We start from the raw sequence: 18,071 nt of genomic DNA on the forward strand, positions 1-18,071 counted from the left end.
CCCCCGGCGGGGGTCTGACGGCAGGCTGGCGGCTGCTGCCGCCAAAGCCTGGGGGTGATCACGACTTGGCGGGTTCCGCGCTTTCGGTTGGCCAGTCGCGGATGTAGGCTTTCAGCATGTTGTTTTCAAATTGCTGAGCCGCCACGATCGCCTGCGCCATGTCATAGAACGAAATGACGCCCATCAGGGTCGGGCCGTCCATGACCGGGATGTAGCGCGCATGCTTTTCCAGCATCAGGCGCTGTACTTCGTCGGCGCTGGTGTTTGGGGACACGCTGACCGGCGCGTCGTCCATGATGGACCGGATGGTGGTTTCACCGGCGCCGCCATGCGCGTGCATGTGGCGGATGATCTCGCGGAACGTGAGCATGCCGGTCAGGGTGCCGAATTCCATGATGACAAGCGAGCCTATGTCCTGCTCGCTCATGGTTTGCACGGCCTGGGACACAGGCATGTCGGGCGACGCCGTATAGAGCGTGTCGCCCTTGACGCGCAAAATCTCGCTGACCTTCAACATCGGTTCCTCCTGGGCGGACTGCGCCCTGATACTTTGCTATTTCTTGTTCGCTTCCAACTGCAATAGGGGAGCGACTCCATTTTCGGTATTCTGCGCTTCTCCGCACAGTTCTTCCAGCGTTGGCGCATTTTCCTGGGAAATCACGGACGAGGCGACGCGCAGGATCTCCGGGTCGTTTCGCACCCGGGCCTGGCCGCGATCCAGCAGAAAATTGTCCACGACCGGCGCCATCGATGTTTCGCGGGCATCGCAGGTCAGCACCCAGAGGTCTTCCGGGCTGCGGGTGGCCAGACCCATCGCGCTCAGCTTTTCCAGCACATCGTTCAGTTCGTCTTGGTGCAGGCGCAGTTGCGACGCGAGCACGTTGGCGGGCAGGCCCGGCGGATTAGCGGACTGCGCGCGGCGCAGGGCGCGCAAGGCGTCCAGCGCGTCCACGAATTGCGCGCCGGGGTAGCGGTTGATCTTGCGGCGGCCAAGTCGGATCAGCGGTGCGCTGGAAGCCAGGATGGCGCCCAACAGCACGGCCAGCCACGACAGGTAGATCCACAACAGAAATATCGGCAGTGTGGCGAAGGCGCCGTAAATGATGGTGTAAGTGGGAAACCGGGTCAGGTAGTACGCAAAGCCCGACTTCATGATTTCCAGGACGATGGCCGTCACGGCCCCGCCAATCAGCGCGTCCCGCCACAGCACGTCCCGGTTGGGAACGAAGACGAACAGGGCCGCAAAGCCCAAACCCGTCAGGATCAGCGGCATGAAGGAAACGGCGATGCTGATGATTTCCGGGACGTCGCGCACGAGGCCCAGCGATTCGCGCGCCACGAAAGAGGTGGCCCACAAGCTGGCGCCGGCCAGGACCGGCCCCAGCGTGATGATGGCCCAATACACCAGCGCGCGCTGCCGTAGCGGCCGCTGGCGCGACACATGCCAGATGTCATTGAAGGCCTGGTCGATCGTCATGATCAACAGCAGGGAAGTCACCAGCAGGAACGCGCCGCCAATGGCCGTCAGACGGGACGCCTGGCGCGCGAACTGGTTCAGGTAGTCCATGATGTTGTCCGAGACGGACGGCGGCATCAGGCTGTTGGCAAGGAAGTCTTCAAGGGCGACACGGAACTCCTGAAACACCGGGAAGGCGGTGAACAGGGAAAGCACCACTGCCAGCATGGGCACGATGGCCAGCACCGTAGTGAAGGTGAGGCTGGACGCGACTTGCAGAAGTTTTTCTTCGCCGGCGCGTTGCAGGGTGAACCGAAAAAAAAGGCCTGCCCTGACAACCCATGAATAGCGCGGGGTCGAGGGTTTGGTAGCCGCCGGCGTGGCGGCGACGGGCTCGGCGGGGCGATTCATCAGGCGATAATAGCAGCATGAACCTTGAACTCAACCCCCGTTTGCGCCTGCTGGCCTCGGTTTCGCTGTTCGCCCTGATCGTCCTGTGCGTGACCTGGGAAACCGTGGTGGCGCCGTTGCGGCCGGGCGGATCCTGGATGTTGTTGAAGGCGCTGCCGCTGGCGTTTCCGCTGCGCGGCATCCTGCGCGGGAACCTCTACACCTATCAGTGGGCGTCCATGTTGTCGCTGCTGTATCTGATGGAAGGGGTGGTGCGAGCCATGTCCGACCCGATGCCGCTTTCCGTGCTGATGGCCTGGGGCGAAATCGTTCTTTCGGCTACCTTTTTCCTTAGCGCCATTTTCTATGTGCGGCCCGCCAAGCGCGCCGCCAGGAGCCAACGCGCATGAATGCACACTCCCTATCCGAACTGCGCGCGGTCAATACGTTTGCCGCGTTGCCCGCTGCCTTCTATACCCGCCTGACGCCTCAAGGCCTGAATAAACCGCGCCTGTTGCACGCCAACGCCGACGCGGCCGCGCTGCTTGGCCTGGACCCGTCCGTCCTGACGACGCCCGAGTTCTTGCAGGTTTTTTCCGGTTCGGAACCGCTGCCGGGCGGCGACACGCTGGCCGCGGTCTACAGCGGACATCAGTTCGGCGTGTGGGCGGGCCAGCTCGGAGACGGGCGCGCCCACCTGTTGGGCGAGGTCCAGGGGCCGGACGGGGGCTGGGAACTGCAACTGAAGGGCGCCGGGATGACGCCGTACTCACGCATGGGAGACGGCCGCGCCGTGCTGCGCTCGTCAGTGCGTGAATACCTGGCCAGCGAAGCCATGCACGGCCTGGGTATTCCCACGACGCGCGCACTGGCGCTGGTGGTGTCGGATGACCCGGTCATGCGCGAAACCGTGGAGACCGCCGCCATCGTGACGCGAATGTCGCCCAGCTTCGTTCGATTTGGTTCGTTTGAACATTGGTCATCGCGCCGACAGCCGGAATTGTTGAAGACGCTGGCCGACTATGTCATTGACCGCTTTTACCCGCAATGCCGCGAGGCGCCGTCGGGCCAATCGCAGGACTCCCACGATGACGTGACGCCCTACATCAACTTGCTGCGCGAGGTCACGCACCGCACGGCGCGGCTGATGGCCGACTGGCAGGCGGTGGGCTTTTGCCATGGCGTCATGAACACCGACAACATGTCCATTCTGGGGCTCACGCTGGATTACGGCCCGTACGGCTTCATGGACGGATTCCGCCTGGGGCACGTGTGCAACCATTCCGATTCGGAAGGCCGCTATTCCTGGAACCGCCAGCCGTCTGTGGCGCTATGGAATCTGTATCGCCTGGGCGGCAGCCTGCATGCGCTGGTGCAAGACGTTGACGGCCTGCGCGCCGTGCTGGACGAGTTCGAGGCGGTTTTCACCCGCGCCTTCCACGACCGCATGGGCGCCAAGCTGGGGCTGGCGGCATGGCGGCCGGCCGATGAGGCATTGCTGGACGACCTGCTCAAGCTGATGGACGCCAACCAGGCTGATTTCACCCTGTCATGGCGCCGGCTGGCGGACGCGGTGCTGGGGCAGCGCAATGGGTTCGAAGATCTGTTCATAGACCGTCCGGCGGCTGCCGCCTGGCTCGACAGACTGCTGGCGCGCCAGGCGCAGGACGGCCGGCCCGCGCAGGAAATCGCTGACGGCATGAATCGCGTCAACCCCCTGTATGTATTGCGCAATCACCTGGCGGAAGAGGCAATCCGGGCGGCAAAGACGGGCGACGCAAGCGAAATCGATACCTTGATGATGCTGCTGCGCAATCCGTATGAGGCGCAACCGGGGTATGAACGCTATGCCGGTCTGCCCCCGGATTGGGCCGGAAGTTTGGAAGTCAGTTGCTCATCTTGATAAGACTTGGCGTCAAACGCGCGGAAACGCATACCGAATTCTTGTGATTTACGCGAAAAAGCGGTGATAGAGAGCGAAATATCACGCTTTTTTTCACTGCAATCATTCGTTTCCATTGTAAATCTCGTAAGATTGTCGCCTGTTGGACACTCAGGATCGCATACCGCATCCATGGGGCATTTGTCGACAATTTTCAATATAAAGCACTCTGAATATGCCTGGCGCAGATGGTTTGCTATGTATCGGTCTGCTTGAGGATGACGCCGACTTCCGAGAGGAACTGGCGTTAGGCCTGGGCGGCTATGGTTTTCGGGTAGCGTTTGCTTGTGACAATGCGGCGGCGTTTTATCGTCGGCTGCAGGAGCAGCCGTGCGACATCGTCATCCTGGATGCGCATCTTCCAGGCGAAGACGGCTTTTCCGTCGCCACTCGGCTGCGGGCCTTGAGCCCGGTAGGCATTGTCATGCTGACAGGTCGTAGCGCCCTGGAAGACCGGGTGCGCGGCCTGGAGGGCGGCGCGGACGTCTATATGACCAAGCCTGTGGACTTGCTTGAGCTCAGCTCCGTGATTCGCAGCCTGGCTCGCCGCATGCGGCTGGCCAAGGCGCCGCGTCCGGCCGACGCTGAATCGCGGGCATCGGCGGACAGCACCTGGTCATTGCAGGACGGGGGCTGGATCCTGGTGGCGCCAGACGGCGCATCGCTGCACTTGAGCGCGCAGGAACGGACGTTCCTGATGGCCCTGATGGATGCGGCCGGCAATGCCGTCAGCCGCCAGGTATTGGCGGAATTGTTCTTGCCCGAGAGTCCAGGTGGCTTCGAACTGCGCCGCATCGATGTGCTGGTCAGCCGGCTGCGCGCCAAGGCGCAAACCGCCGGCCTCAAGCTGCCGGTCTTGTCGGTGCGCGGCCAAGGCTACGTGTTCGCGGCCTGATTCGCGCCAGATTGGCCGGGCTCGTTGACGGGCAGGGTGATGACAAAGCGGGTGCCCACGCCGACCTTGCTCTGCAGGGTCAGCGAGCCCCCCTGGTTCTGACAAATGCGCCGAGCCAGATATAGCCCAATACCCATGCCCTGCGTTTCCCGATGCGCGGAACGCCGGAAATGCGGTTCGAACACACGCGCCTGCTCCTGATCTTCAATACCCGGGCCACGGTCCACCACGGCCAGCCATGCCATTTGCGCGTCACCGACGCGAACCTGGCCGGTTTCTACCCTGACGGGTTCATTGGCCGGCGAATATTTGATCGCGTTGTGAATCAGGTTGCGCACCACGACGCTGGTCAGCGGACGGTCGCAAAACACGGGCAAGGGGTCGTCCGCTTGAACCATCAGCGCATGAGCGGTGTCGGGTTGCATCGCCGCCGCCACGTCGCGCGCCAGTTCAGCCAGGTCGGTATGTTCGCCTCGCGGCGTCCAGGCCTGATCGCCCAGACGGTCCTGATTCAGCAACTGATCCATCAATTCCGTCATGCGCGCCACAGAGCGGTGGATGCGGGCCAGGCGCGTGTCGACGGCTTCACCGCTGTCGGACAGGATCATGTCCAGGGATTGCGCCGCCGCACTGATGGTGGATAGCGGCGCCCGCAGTTCATGCGAAATCAAAGCGTTCATTTGGCGTTGCGTGTCCAGCGCTCCGGCCAGTTCCGCCACGCGCAGTTCGCCCTGCGCCACGTGTTCGGCATCGGCATGGTCGTGAACGCCGCGACGCACGGCAATGGGCCCATGGCTTTGCCACCTTAGCGCCACGCCCAGCAGCGCACCGGCCACGAGCAACAGCCTGGCAAGCTCAATCGGCGTGCCGGTGGTGTCGGCACCGTTGGACAGCCAGGCATCATGGCCTAGCATCCACGCCGATGCCGCATAGATGCAGACCAAGGCTATTGTCAAAGGGCGGCCGGCTTTGCGCTGAACGGCTTGCACCGCGAACCAGGCCGTCAGCGCCACGCTCAGGCAGGCACAGGTTCCGGCGATGACGGCTGGAATCAGGCCGCTTTCGGTTTCATAGACAAAGATCAGCGCCAACGCTGCCACGCACGCCAGCGCCATGCTGAGGCCGCGGCAGGCGCTTGCAACCCTGGCGGCATGTGGCGACCCCGTCTTAGGCGACCCCGGCTGAGGCGACCCCGGCTGAGGCGCCCCCATCAGCAGCGGAGCGGTCAGCGCCAATAGCGCGGCAAAAGAGCCGGCCTGCAACGCACCGGGCGGCAGCAGCGTGGGTAACGAACGGAATACGCCTTCCAGCACCATGAAGGCCAGGCCCGCGCCAAAAAGCGACGACCGGGTGCAGACCCAGGCCATCAGGCACGCCAGGCCGCACGTCATCGCCACGCCCGCGGTCAAGCCAAGCAGGAGGTCTTCGTAAGGGGAAGTGATGCCACGGGCCAGCACCGCGCCAGGCCAGAAGAACGCGCACGCCAGCATGCCGAGTCGCAACAAGAGGGCCTGCGATCCGGCGGTGGCGCGTCGTGCACCGCGTTGGTGGAAAAAACAGCGGGTGCGAAGAAACAGTCCTTCCGTCAACTAGGAACCCATTGATGATCCGGCGCGAGTTCGCGCGTAAGGGCGAAGTTTACGACAGCCCCGCGTATCGCGCGGACGCCCAGATCTTCCAGGATGTCCTGGGTGGCCAGGTCGGGCACGTCTTCGGCGTAGACGGCCATGCCCAGGGTCGCCGCGGTGGTCATGACGGTGGCGGCCAGGTGCTGGCTGCCGGGGCTGTAAAGCAAGCCGGTAATGAAACTGCCGCACAGCTTCAAATACGACACGGGGAACTCGTGCAGCCGTTCCATGGCGCCAAATTGCTGCGACAGCCGCGACAGGCCCACGCGGCCGCCCGCAGCGGTGACGATGTTGCAAAGCTGGCGCAGATCGGAGGCTTGCTCGATCAAGCCGTCGGCATCTACCTCGATGATCAGGCGCACGGTCAATGCCGGGCGGTCGGCCAGCATGCGTTCAAGCCGCGACAGGAACGAGCTTTGCGCCAGCGACGCCAAGGAAATCGGCACCGTCAGCGCCGCCGAATGGGTGAACAGCCAGTCCAGTCCCAAGCGGATAGCCTGTATGTCGCATTCGGCCGACAGGCCCAGGCGAACCGCGGGCGGCATGAAAATCGAAGCCGGAACGGGATCGCCATCGGTCGTGTCGTGCAACATCAGGCTGGCTTCATGGTGCAGCAGTTCGCCCTGCACCGCATGCAGCGGCAGCACCGATAGCGAAAACCGGTGCTGTTCCAGGGCGGTGACCAGGGCGTCGTGCCAACTGTATTCACCGATGCGCGTGCTGTCGGCCGCCTGGCTGGCGGGGGTGATCTGATCGTCTTCGGCGCTTTCGGCGCACATCAGGGCGTGGTCCAGTCGCGCCAGCGTATCGCTCATGTTGTCACCGGGGGCGTAAGCGGCCATCGCCAGCGCCCATCGGCACCATCCGTACTTGTCCATGGGCACCCGCAGCGAACGCAATTCACGTCGCACCCGTTCGGCCAGCACGCTGGCCTGCGGCGCCGAGGTCCGGGGCATCAAGAGCGCGAAGTCCGAGCCGCTGATCCGGGCAAGTTGCGCCGTGGGTCCGCCAAATTCGGTAATCAGCTTGCGCAAGCGGTCAGACGAGGATCGCAGCCATTGATCCGTGAACGCGCGCGATAGATGGCGGTTGATCTGGGCCAGATCGCGCTGGCGGAACATCAGGACGTGGCCGCCCGCTTCCCCGGTTTTATCGGCCAGTGCCGCTCGGAATTGGTCAATGAAATGCTTGCGGTTGGATAGGCGGGTGATCGGATCCCGGTAGATTTCGCTTTGCAGTGATTCGATCTTGGCATTCTGTTCTTCGACGGTGGCGGCCACTCGCCGCTGCGCGTCAACCAGGGCCTGGTCCACGCCCGCCAGTTCACACGATCCGCTTGGCGGGGCATTGTGGCCGGGCGCCAAGGCGCGTACCCGTTCGCAGATATCGCGCGACGTCCTCGCCTCGATCCATCGCACCAGGTTGATGGCAAAAAGCGCCCAGAAGACGCCTGCCGCCAACACCAGCCCCAGGACGCGGACGCCACCTTGCCACAGCGTGTCGCGCGCCAGTCGGGTATCCGCTTGCACCGTTACCGTGCCGCGCGCGCCGCCGTCCAACGACACATAGGGACGCGATATCGACGGGGCCTGGACCATCAGCCAGGCACTGCGCCAATCGCCGTTGCGGGCGGTGGAGGCCTGCGGGCTGTTCCGCTCAATGACGGAGGCATCGCCTTCGTTGGTGATGCGCACCTGCGTATACAGCCCTTGTTCGAACAATTCATCAGCCAATGCCGCCCGTTCTTCGTGGCTGGACGAGGCATGCGCCAAGGCCCACGCCAGTGCGCTGGCCCCGCTTTCGCTCTGCTGAGCAAGTTGGGTGTTCAGATAGCGATGGGCGGCCAGCATCCCCAGCGCCTGAGCGCCAAGCAGGATGAAGCCGACCAGGAGAGCAGTGCAAAAAAGTAATCGGCGTAATGTCGACATGTGGTTGAGTTCCCTTTGCGGGCAGCAAGCGCGCGTGTCGAAGACTACATGGCCGCCGGTTAAAGGGCGTCGGGCAACGAGGGTGCTCGACGTAAAGAAGCCTGGATAAGAAACGTGACACACGTTACTAATACTCCAGCGGCACCGCTTACACTGTAATTCGGCATGTCACATAACGTACAGAATATTACGAAATTCGGCGCAACGTCAGACGAGCTATGCAATTATTTCGATTGTGATGATCGCAAGCTTGAGAACTATTGAGACAGGGCGTATTAATTTTTGGGGCTTCGCTGTCGTAGTAAGGGCAGGGCATGGGTCAAGGGACCGGCCGGCACTCTGCGACCAAGGACCGACATGACCACCCGCAAGCGAGTAAAGAGCCTTCAGATTTCAAGGAAAAGAGGCGCGTTGCCTCCGAAGTGTGGCGTTTTTTTGCGAAAATAATGCATAATTTAAAAAATGTTACAGCCTTTGGGTTCTTTCCTGGACCGCAACGCCAAAGGTATCTAGATAGGGGGCTCCGTGCGTGAGAGTTACCTGCTCGCACTGTGCCTGACGCTCACGGGCGCACTGGCAGCGATAAGTTGGTTTTTCGTGCGCCGCGATCGTGCGCTGCGTCACCGCCTGACGCGCGACGAGCTCACTGGCGTCTTGAGCCAGCAGGAATTGCATCGGCGCGCCCGAGTCTGGCTGGCGCAAAAAGACGGGCCTGCGCGCCGAGGCGCATTTTTTCTTGTCAGTTTCGAGCAATACGCCGAGATCAGCGCCATGCTGCGCGCGGGCGAAGACCAGACGCTTTTGGTGCATGTCGCCAACCGCCTGAGCCTGATCACGCGCACGCTGGGCGGTATGGTCGCCCGCAGCGGCACCGACACCTTCACCATCTGCGTGCCGGAAGTGGACGAGGTGGGCGCCGCCCAGGTGTCCACCAAATTGCTGGAAGACCTGAGCGAGCCCTATGAACTAGGTGGGCGTCCCCTGATCGCTGTGTTCAGGGTGGGCGCGGCTTTGTACCCGGAACATGGGCGCACGGTTGAAGAACTGCAACGTTGCGTGCAGGTGGCGCTGGTGCCCCTCAAAGAGCGCGGCGGGCCAGGGTGGAATCTGTTCGATTTCCGACTGTTGGCGCGGCACCGAGACCAGCAGGGTCTGGAGAATGACCTGCGACTGGCCTTGACCACGCCGGCCATGGAGCAATTCGAGCTCTTTTACCAGCCGGTCTGCGATAGCGGCTCGGGCGTGGTGCAGGGGTGCGAAGCGCTGTTGCGCTGGCATCACCCGACGCTGGGCAGCGTGTCGCCAGCCGTCACCATTGAGCTGGCCGAGCGCAGCGGGCTGATTGTGCCCCTGGGCGCTTGGATTCTGGAACGCGCGTGTTCGCAGGCCGCCTTGTGGCCGCCGGCCTGGCGTGTGCATGTGAACCTGTCCGTCAAGCAGATGAATGAAGACGGGCTGGTGCAATTGGTGTCCGACGTCTTGGCCACCACGCAACTGTCGCCGCGCAAGCTGGTGCTGGAGATCACGGAATCGATCTTCATCCTGCACTACGAAAGGCACGTGAAGATGCTGAACACGCTGCGCGCCCAGGGCATCGGCATTGCGCTGGACGATTTCGGTTGCGGTTATTCCAGCCTGAATCATCTGCGCCATTTGCCCATTGATTGGGTGAAGATTGATCGCAGCTTCATTTCCGCGCTGGAGTCCGACGCTGGCAGCCGCGAGGTTGTCTCGGCGCTGTTCGGCCTATGCCAGGCGATGCGGCTGCCTGTCGTGGCCGAAGGCGTTGAAACCGAAGGCCAGCGCGAAATCCTGAAATCGTTGGGCTGCCGCGTGATGCAGGGTTTTCTACTTGGGCGGCCAGCGCCGGCTGCTGAAATCCAGGCTTTGGCCCTGGCGGTGTCATAATCGGGGTTGCTTGCAAACCCGACCTGTTGACTCCCTATGCCCGGCAATACCCTAGGTACTCTTTTTACCGTCACGAATTTCGGCGAATCCCACGGGCCGGCTATCGGTTGCGTCGTGGATGGCTGCCCTCCGGGGTTGAGCCTGGACGCGTCCGATATCCAGTTGGAACTGGATCGCCGCCGCCCGGGCACCTCGCGCCATGTCACGCAGCGCCAGGAAGCCGATCAGGTCGAAATCCTGTCCGGGGTATATGAAGGTGTCACCACCGGCACGCCGATTGGCCTGCTGATCCGCAACACCGATGCCCGCAGCAAAGACTATTCGAACATCGCCGACACGTTTCGGCCCGGCCACGCCGATTACGCCTACTGGCGCAAGTTCGGCGTGCGTGACCCGCGCGGCGGCGGCCGTTCATCGGCCCGCCTGACGGCGCCCACGGTCGCGGCGGGCGCCATCGCCAAGAAGTGGCTGGCCGAGCAATACGGCGTCAAGGTGCGCGGCTACATGAGCCAGTTGGGCCCGGTGGCCATCCCGTTCCTGTCCTGGGGCGAAGTGCCCAACAACCCCTTCTACGCACCCAACGCCGAGGTCGTGCCGGAACTGGAAGCCTATATGGACCAGTTGCGCCGCGATGGCGATTCCGTCGGCGCGCGCATTGAAGTCGTGGCCGAAAACCTGCCCGCGGGCTGGGGCGAACCCATCTACGACCGCCTGGACGCCGACATCGCGCACGTGATGATGGGGCTGAACGCCGTCAAGGGCGTGTCCATCGGCGCGGGCTTTGACTGCATTGCGCAGCGCGGCTCCGAGCATGGTGACGAAATCACGCCTGATGGCTTTCTGACCAATCACGCCGGCGGCGTGTTGGGCGGCATTTCAACGGGCCAGCCGATCACCGTGTCGCTGGCCATCAAGCCCACGTCCAGCATCCGCGTGGAACGTCGCTCGGTGAACCGCGCGAACGAACCCGTGATGGTGCAAACGCTGGGCCGCCACGACCCTTGCGTCGGCATTCGCGCAACGCCCATCGCGGAAGCCATGCTGGCGCTGGTGCTGATCGACCACGCGCTGCGCCACCGCGGGCAGTGCGGCGATCCCCTCTGATCCCCCCGGCATTCTCGCCATCGTTTCCAGGAGGCCGTCATGAATCGTAAACGTCATCTGTTGCGCGGCGCGGGGGCCGCGCTTGCCCTGGCCGTGTTGGCGGGCTGTACCGGCATGAACACCACGCAGTCCGGCGCCATCGGCGTCAACCGGACGCAGTACATGTCCAGCCTGGTGCCGTCCCAAGCGCTGGAGCAGGAAGCCAGCCAGCAATACGCCGATATCCTCAAACAGGCGCAAGCCAAGGGCTTGCTGGATCGTGATGCGCAGCAATTGTCGCGCGTGCGCACCATTTCCCAGCGGCTTGTTGCGCAGGCGGGCATTTTTCGCCCAGATGCGGCGGGCTGGAAATGGGAAGTCCACGTCTTGTCCAGCGACGAGGTCAACGCCTGGTGCATGCCCGGAGGCAAGATCGCCGTCTATACCGGCCTGATCTCGAAGATCAAACCCACCGACGATGAGCTTGCCGCGGTGATCGGCCACGAGATTGCCCACGCGTTGCGCGAGCATGCGCGCGAGCGTGTTTCGCAGCAGATGGCAACGAACCTGGGCTTGTCCGTGCTGTCCATCGCCACGGGTTCCAGTGCCGCTTCCGACTTGGGCGGCCAGCTTACCGACGTGATGTTCTCGTTGCCCAACAGCCGCACACATGAAACAGAAGCGGATCGCATGGGTGTCGAACTGGCGGCCCGGGCAGGGTACGACCCGCGCGCCGCCGTGACGTTATGGCAAAAGATGGGGGCGGCCAGTAGCGGCAGTGCGCCGCCGGAAATCTTGTCGACGCACCCGTCGGCCGAGTCCCGCATCACTGATCTGCAAGCCGCCGCCCAGCAAGTATTGCCGCTGTACCAGCAGGCGAAGAAATAGAGTCGTCATCGCGCGGCAGCCACGCAAAAAATAAGCCGCCCGGGGTCAAACCCGGGCGGCTTATTCGTTGATGCGCGGCGCGGCTACGCCGGGTTTGCCGTGCGCTTCACGCCCGGACCACGCATGACCTCGATGCCCAAGCCGGCCAGGATGCGCTGCGTTTCAGCGTCCGGCACGTCTTCGGCGTATACGTCGATGTTCAAGGCACGAGCGGTTTCCAGCACCGAGGCCGTCAACTGTTGGCTGCCCGGGCTTTGCGACATCCCTCCAACAAAGCCACCGCCCAGTTTTACGTAGGACAAAGGCAGCGTGTGCAATTGGGCCACCGCGCCGAATTGCTGCGCCAGACGGCGCACGCCAATATGCGCGCCAAAGTCCGAGACAACGCGGGCCAGCGTGGCGATCTGCTCATGGCATTCCACCAGGCCATGCGCATCAATCTCCAGAAACAGACGATGGGCCAAGGGCCGGTGTTCCGTCAGCATCAGGGCCAATTGGCGGAAGAACTTCTGGCCGCGCAAGGACGGCAGGGCGACCCGCACCGCCAGTTCACCGTCATGGGCGGCAAGCCAATCCAGGCCCAGGCGCACCGATTCCAGGTCGCAATCCGCCACCAGATCCAGGCGCACGGCGGGGGGGATGAACAGCGTGGCGGGAATGGCAACCTGATCGGCGGACGTGCGCAGCATCAGCATGGCCTCGGTACGCAAGGCGGTGCCGTCGGCCGCCAGCAGCCGTTCCGTGGCCAGTTCGAAGTGCTTGTCTTCCAGCGCGGACAGAATGGCGTCCTTCCAGGCCCGCTCTCCCGATTCCGATGGCGATTGCATATCCGTCGCGCCCGCGATCACGACCTGATCGTTGTTGGCGCTTTCCGCGCGCATCAGGCCGAAGTCCAGGCGCGCCAGTACCGGGCCGGCCTGGTTGCCCTGGCCGTAATCCGTCATGGCCAGGGCCCAGCGGCAAAGGTGGCCTTCACCCACGGGAATGCGCGTGGCATGCAGGTCGGCCCGGAGCTGCTCGGCCACCATCATGGCCTGTGGCGCCGCGCAGCCCGGCAGCAACAACGCGAAGTCCGAGCCGTTCAGGCGGGCCAGCAAGGGCGACGCCACGTGCAGCGCCTTCAGCGCACCCTGAATCCGTTCGCACGCGGCGCGTAGCCATTGGTCGATGAATTCGCGCGGCATGTGGCGGTTCAGGTCAGCCAGGTCGCGTTGGCGGAACACCAGCACGTGCCCGCCCGCCACGGTCGGCGCTTCAAGTGCGCGCCGGAATTCATTCACGAAATACTTGCGGTTCGGCAAGCGGGTGACCGAGTCCTGGTTCAGTTCCAGTTCCAGCGATTCGATCTTGGCATTCTGTTCTTCCACGCTGGCATACACCCGCTCGCGGGTCTGGTTCAACGCCTGCACCACGCCAGACAACTCGGGCACGCGCGCCTCGACTTGTTCGGGCGGGGTGTCTTGGCCGATGCTGCGGACATGGTCGCTGATCTCGCGCAGCAGACGGTTCTTGATCCACCCCACCAGCACAAAGGCAAACACGGCCCACAACACGCCGGCGCCCACCACCAGCGCGATCATCTTCACGCTGCTGCGCCACAGGGCTTCCCAGGCGTAAGAGTCATTGGCGATCAAGGTCACTTCGCCCACCTGACGCCAGCCGTCGCTGACCGCGTGGCTGGCCGGTTGCGTGTCCAGCGGCGCCAGCTTCTGAAACCAGGCGGGAACCGCGTTCGGCGTGGCCGTGGACTTGCGCTCGATCAGCACCTTGCCTTCGGGGTCCGCCAGACGCACCAGCGAGAAGTGCCCCCCGTCGTACAGTGCCGAGATCAGCAATTCCTGCAGCACCGGATCGTTATTGGCGGGTTGCGACAAGGACAATGCCAGCGACACGGCCGCGTCGGTGCTTTGCACCTGCAACTGGCCAGACAGGTATTCGCGCGCCGAGTTGATGCTAAGCGCCAACGTGCCCAGCAGGATGACGCCGATCGCGAGGGTCACGCTAAGCAGTAACTGTCGAAGTATGGACATAGTCTTGTTTCCGGCCATCAGGGGCGTATGCCGTCCCGTTCCATGCGTTGAAGTAGATCACGCCAGCGGCTGAGTCGGTCAACCGGCGCGGCAGGCTTGCCGTCAACGTAGACACCGTCGGCGTTGAAACTGAATACCGGCGTCAGGTCGCGACGTTGCGTGGCCGGCAAGATGGTTGAGATCAGGCTGTCCAGCACCAGCGGAACAGCGTTTGGCGTGTCGTAGTAGCCCAGCACCATGTGGGCGACCTGGCTGCTGCTGGCCGGCCCGCCCACGCGCGCGCGGACGTAGATGAAACGCAGCTTGTTGGCGGGCACACCCATCGCCAACAGGGTGAAGTACTTGCCGATGACGTAGTCTTCACAGTCGCCGGCGCCTCGGCCCAGCGATTCGAGCGGCGTGGCCCAGTAATCGGCCTGCTTCCAGAGGGTGATGTCTTCGGCGGACAGCAGCGCCTGGTTCCAGAAATCGTTGGCGCTCGTCAGCTTGTCCCGCTCTTGTGACGGGGGCGGGCTGCGCATCAACTGCAGCCAGTTGCCAACAGACTTCGCGCCCTTCGCGCCATAGCGGCTGGCGGCCAGGCTTTGCAGCCGTTCCGAGCTGAGCTCCAGCGCGAAACTTCCGCCCCAGACGCAAGCCAGGCACAGCAACACCAGCCGACACAGGTTTACAAAGCCGCGGTAACGGTGAGTCGAAGACATGAAACGGATTTTCACATTTTTCCGACTCATGAAAGACGTGTCAGCAAAAAATATGGCAGGTTCAAGGGGAGGGCGGCTGCCCGCCGTCCCCTTGATGCCTAGGGCTTAGCTGTGGTCGACGTTCAGCTTCCCCTTCTGCAGCAGGTCATTGATGATGGCCTGGTTGCTCATGACCTGGCCGTTGGCGTCATGCGTGAGGTCCACGTTTTCCAGCACGATCTTCTGGTCGGCGCCCTGGGTGCCAAGCTTGCCCTGGGTGTTGATCTCGACGAGCGTGTTGTTGGAGTTGGCCGGATCCTGCTTGAAGTTCAGATACTGCGACAAGTTGCCGTCGTGCTCGCCCACGAGAAGTTCCTTCAGGTCCAGGACATCGCCGCCATCGGCGATCGAGGCCTTCGAGAAATCCTTGATTGTGTCCACGGCCGGGGCACCGACGGTGCCCTGGTCGTTGAGTTCCCACTTGAACGTGTCGCTGCCTGCGCCGCCGACAAGGATGTCGTTGCCCTGGCCGCCGATCAGGACGTCATTGCCGTCGCCGCCGTACAACGTGTCGCTGCCGGTGCCGCCATACAACGTGTCATTGCCAGCATCGCCGTACAGGGTGTCGTTGCCGCCCTGGCCGTAGATGATGTCGTTGCCATTGCCGCCGTGCAATTCGTCATTGCCGCCGCGCGCGTCGCCCTGCACATCGAAGATCGAGTGATTGTCCAGGATGAACTTGTGCAGATCGGCATCCGTGGGCTGCACGCCGTTCTTCAGCAGCAGGAACTGCTTCAGACCATCCAGGCCAGCGCCGTCACCCAGGTCGGCCGGCTTGGCCGGATTGCCGCCAATGCCCCAGGGCAACTGATCGGTATTGACCGTGTCGCCGAACAGGATGTCGTTGCCGTCGCCGCCGAATATCTTGTCGTTGCCGACCGGAGCCAGTTCGGTAGTTGTGCTGCCACCGGCCAGCGCCGACTCCAGGTCCGACGGGCTCAGCACCACTTGCGAGTTGTCGGTGCGGCCCGACGTGTACGAGCGGATATTGTCGATATCTACTCGGAACGCGCTGTTGCTCGAACTCTTGTCATTGAGGGTGAACTGATACAGGTACTGGCCAGGGCCGTGGATGCTCGAGCGGGTGTTGGCTTCCGAGCCCGACTCCACCGGCGCCCAGGCGGTGCCATTCCACTTCAACAACACCCACTTGAAGGTATCGCCGGTTCCCTTGTTGGCGACGCTTGCGTCGAAGCTGAACGTGGCGCCGCCGGCGCTGTTCACGACCATCTTGTTGGCGGCATTCATGGTCACGGTAAATTCTTTACCGTCCGCCGTCGTGTCGGTGAGGCGCATCGCATTGCCGCTTTTCGCCGCAGAGCCGTCTCCGTCCTTCTGCCAGTTGGCGGGATTATTCGCTCCCGAGGTTCCGGAGAAGTTCGCGTAGATCTCGCCGCCAGAGGTATAGCGGCCGCCGGTGTTGTCGTACTGATTAAGTGTGGAAGTGGATACACCCGAGCCGATGCCTATGCCGTGCACGTCGCTCACGCCGGCCAGGGAGTTGAACTCGGCGTCTCGGTCATAGCCCCACCACCCTTCGGAGGTAGGCTCGCCGTCCGTCAGGAAGAACGTCAGGTTCTCGTACGGTTTGCCGTTGGCATCTACCGTGGGCTGGCCGTCGAACCAGTCCTTGGCTTCGTGGAAGGCAGCGCCATAGGGAGTACCTCCGTCAGCCTTCAGACCCATCAGAATGTCTACCATTTCGTCGACATTGCTGGAGTTCAGGCCAGAGATTTCCTTCTGCAGCTTGGCGCTGCTATCCGCGAAGGTGATCAGTGACACGTTGATCGTGCCATCGTGCATCGCCAGCTGATTTTCAAGCAGCGCCTTGAGGGCCTTCTTGGCGGTCTCGAGGCGTCGCTCTTGGTTGGATCCGCTGCCCCAGTAATAGTCCATCGAACCCGACAGATCCAACACCAGCGCGATGTTATAGCTCGCGCCCGGGGTCACATTCTTCACCATGCCGCCCTGGTCGCCCAACAACACGTCGTCGCCGGATCCGCCCTTCACGGTTTCGTCGCCGTTATTGCCTGTGGTGAACTGGTCGACATGCAGCGTGAACGTCTGCTCGCTGGACGTGTCCTGGCCGCCGTTGGCAGTGCCGCCGGTGTCCTTGACTTGGAACTGGAAGGACGCGCCCGCGTTCTCGCCAACGTTCGAGGTGTTCGGCGTGTATAACAGCTTGCCGCCGGCGAGATCCGCCGCGCTGATCTCCTGGCCTTGCGTCACTGCCTGGCCATTGAGGTACAGCGTGCCGCCCGAAGGCAGGGAATCGATGATCACCGACTTCATCGAATGGCCTTCCACCGGATCCGAGAACGCGAAGTCCTTCGTGCCGAACACGTAGTCCTTGCCCTCGGTCACGCTGCCGAAACCATCCTTGGACACAGGCGCGTCGTTCACGGGCAGGACATCGATGTCCAGCGAGGAAGAGACCTGGCCCGTGCCGTCCGTCACGGTGTAGGTGATTTGCGGCACCACACCATTCCAGTTGGCGTTCGGCGTGAAGACATAGCCGCCATCGGCATTGATGAAGATCGAGCCAACGCCCACGATGTTGGCGGTGGCGCCAGCAGCATACTTCGTGCCATTGATGGTGAATTCGGCGACGCTCAGTGCATCGTTGTCCCGGTCGCCGGCACCGCTCAGCACGTTGCCGGACACCGTTTGGTCTTCCAGGCCGTGGTTGGTTTGAGCTTGGATCACCGGCAGGTCATTGGTGCCGTTGATGGTGATGGTAATGGTGCTGGTGGCGGTGCCGTCAGCGGACGCGACCGTGTAGGTCTCGACGACAGATTGGCCAGCCTTCAGGAACTGCACGGCGGCGTTGTCCACCTTGTAGGTGTACGTGCCGTCGGCGTTGATGGTGACCGCGCCCAGCTGGCCACCAGCATGCGTGCTGCCGGTGAACTTGAGGGAGCTCGCATTGAAGGTCGACTCGCCGGCGTCGGCGTCGCTGATGGTGACCGCGCCGTTCACGCTGAGCTTGCCACCTGACACGCCGACGTCTTCGGTGACCGACTTCGCGTCATTGGTCACCGTCGGCAGGTCATTGGTGCCGTTGATGGTGATGGTAATGGTGCTGGTGGCGGTGCCGTCAGCGGACGCGACCGTGTAGGTCTCGACGATGGACTGGCCGGCCTTCAGGAACTGTACGGCGGCGTTGTCCACCTTGTAGGTGTA

At 63.0% G+C, this 18,071-nt stretch carries 13 protein-coding genes; 6 read left to right on the forward strand and 7 right to left on the reverse strand.

The features are described 5' to 3' along the window. Positions 1–58: 58 nt before the first annotated feature. Positions 59–517, reverse strand: coding sequence for a CBS domain-containing protein (locus ACE04A_RS15750; protein WP_042792875.1), 459 nt, complete (start codon positions 515–517; stop codon positions 59–61). 36 nt (positions 518–553) lie between these two features. Continuing rightward, complete coding sequence (locus ACE04A_RS15755; RefSeq protein ID WP_485820288.1) at positions 554–1,867, reverse strand: YihY family inner membrane protein; 1,314 nt, start codon at positions 1,865–1,867, stop codon at positions 554–556. A 17-nt stretch (positions 1,868–1,884) separates the two neighbouring features. On the opposite strand from ACE04A_RS15755, the gene ACE04A_RS15760 reads away from it, so the two are divergent. The 3 genes from ACE04A_RS15760 (at position 1,885) to ACE04A_RS15770 (ending at position 4,683) form a co-directional block, all read left to right on the forward strand. After that, positions 1,885–2,256 carry a DUF2069 domain-containing protein gene (locus tag ACE04A_RS15760; RefSeq protein WP_100855107.1) on the forward strand — a complete coding sequence of 124 codons (372 nt, stop codon included), beginning with the start codon at positions 1,885–1,887 and terminating at the stop codon, positions 2,254–2,256. After that, positions 2,253–3,749 carry a protein adenylyltransferase SelO gene (locus tag ACE04A_RS15765; RefSeq protein WP_448717207.1) on the forward strand — a complete coding sequence of 499 codons (1,497 nt, stop codon included), beginning with the start codon at positions 2,253–2,255 and terminating at the stop codon, positions 3,747–3,749. The genes ACE04A_RS15760 and ACE04A_RS15765 overlap by 4 nt, the downstream gene beginning before the upstream one ends. Positions 3,750–3,963: 214 nt before the next feature. After that, positions 3,964–4,683, forward strand: coding sequence for a response regulator transcription factor (locus ACE04A_RS15770; protein WP_100855109.1), 720 nt, complete (start codon positions 3,964–3,966; stop codon positions 4,681–4,683). Here ACE04A_RS15770 and ACE04A_RS15775 read toward each other — a convergent pair. Together ACE04A_RS15775 and ACE04A_RS15780 are read right to left on the reverse strand one after the other, a co-directional pair. Next, on the reverse strand, positions 4,665–6,188 hold the full coding sequence (locus ACE04A_RS15775) for a sensor histidine kinase (protein WP_448717209.1): 1,524 nt from the start codon (positions 6,186–6,188) through the stop codon (positions 4,665–4,667). The genes ACE04A_RS15770 and ACE04A_RS15775 overlap by 19 nt on opposite strands. An 80-nt stretch (positions 6,189–6,268) precedes the next feature. After that, entirely contained in the window at positions 6,269–8,161 is a 1,893-nt protein-coding gene (locus ACE04A_RS15780; protein WP_448717210.1) for a bifunctional diguanylate cyclase/phosphodiesterase, read from the reverse strand. Positions 8,162–8,764: 603 nt separating this feature from the next. Here ACE04A_RS15780 and ACE04A_RS15785 point away from each other — a divergent pair. From ACE04A_RS15785 to ACE04A_RS15795, 3 genes are read left to right on the forward strand one after another with little or no spacing between them, the layout of a single operon-like run. Then, positions 8,765–10,147 (forward strand): putative bifunctional diguanylate cyclase/phosphodiesterase, encoded by a 1,383-nt coding sequence (locus tag ACE04A_RS15785; protein WP_259253102.1) that lies wholly within the window; start codon positions 8,765–8,767, stop codon positions 10,145–10,147. 36 nt (positions 10,148–10,183) lie between these two features. Continuing rightward, the gene (aroC, locus tag ACE04A_RS15790) at positions 10,184–11,251 is read left to right on the forward strand and encodes a chorismate synthase (protein WP_448717212.1); all 1,068 of its coding nucleotides are present in this window, start codon (positions 10,184–10,186) and stop codon (positions 11,249–11,251) included. 39 nt (positions 11,252–11,290) lie between these two features. After that, the gene (locus tag ACE04A_RS15795) at positions 11,291–12,118 is read left to right on the forward strand and encodes a M48 family metallopeptidase (protein WP_259253100.1); all 828 of its coding nucleotides are present in this window, start codon (positions 11,291–11,293) and stop codon (positions 12,116–12,118) included. A gap of 83 nt (positions 12,119–12,201) precedes the next feature. Here the strand turns inward: ACE04A_RS15795 and ACE04A_RS15800 are convergent, their stop codons facing one another. The 3 genes from ACE04A_RS15800 to ACE04A_RS15810 all read right to left on the reverse strand — a co-directional run. Continuing rightward, positions 12,202–14,148, reverse strand: coding sequence for a bifunctional diguanylate cyclase/phosphodiesterase (locus ACE04A_RS15800; protein WP_448717214.1), 1,947 nt, complete (start codon positions 14,146–14,148; stop codon positions 12,202–12,204). A 17-nt stretch (positions 14,149–14,165) separates the two neighbouring features. Next, positions 14,166–14,849 carry a transglutaminase-like cysteine peptidase gene (locus tag ACE04A_RS15805; RefSeq protein WP_448717215.1) on the reverse strand — a complete coding sequence of 228 codons (684 nt, stop codon included), beginning with the start codon at positions 14,847–14,849 and terminating at the stop codon, positions 14,166–14,168. A 105-nt stretch (positions 14,850–14,954) separates the two neighbouring features. Next, on the reverse strand, positions 14,955–18,071 hold a 3,117-nt coding region (locus tag ACE04A_RS15810), incomplete at its 5' end, for a VCBS domain-containing protein (protein ID WP_485820289.1).

The organism is Achromobacter colocynthidis (assembly GCF_057334535.1).

Bases quoted from the DNA above. Each gene is read 5' to 3' on its own strand.
- ACE04A_RS15750 (WP_042792875.1), bottom strand. From the start codon at position 517: ATGTTGAAGGTCAGCGAGATTTTGCGCGTCAAGGGCGACACGCTCTAT.
- ACE04A_RS15755 (WP_485820288.1), bottom strand. From the start codon at position 1,867: ATGAATCGCCCCGCCGAGCCCGTCGCCGCCACGCCGGCGGCTACCAAA.
- ACE04A_RS15760 (WP_100855107.1), top strand. From the start codon at position 1,885: ATGAACCTTGAACTCAACCCCCGTTTGCGCCTGCTGGCCTCGGTTTCG.
- ACE04A_RS15765 (WP_448717207.1), top strand. From the start codon at position 2,253: ATGAATGCACACTCCCTATCCGAACTGCGCGCGGTCAATACGTTTGCC.
- ACE04A_RS15770 (WP_100855109.1), top strand. From the start codon at position 3,964: ATGCCTGGCGCAGATGGTTTGCTATGTATCGGTCTGCTTGAGGATGAC.
- ACE04A_RS15780 (WP_448717210.1), bottom strand. From the start codon at position 8,161: ATGCTGGCCGCCCATCGCTATCTGAACACCCAACTTGCTCAGCAGAGC.
- aroC (WP_448717212.1), top strand. From the start codon at position 10,184: ATGCCCGGCAATACCCTAGGTACTCTTTTTACCGTCACGAATTTCGGC.
- ACE04A_RS15795 (WP_259253100.1), top strand. From the start codon at position 11,291: ATGAATCGTAAACGTCATCTGTTGCGCGGCGCGGGGGCCGCGCTTGCC.
- ACE04A_RS15800 (WP_448717214.1), bottom strand. From the start codon at position 14,148: ATGTCCATACTTCGACAGTTACTGCTTAGCGTGACCCTCGCGATCGGC.
- ACE04A_RS15805 (WP_448717215.1), bottom strand. From the start codon at position 14,849: ATGTCTTCGACTCACCGTTACCGCGGCTTTGTAAACCTGTGTCGGCTG.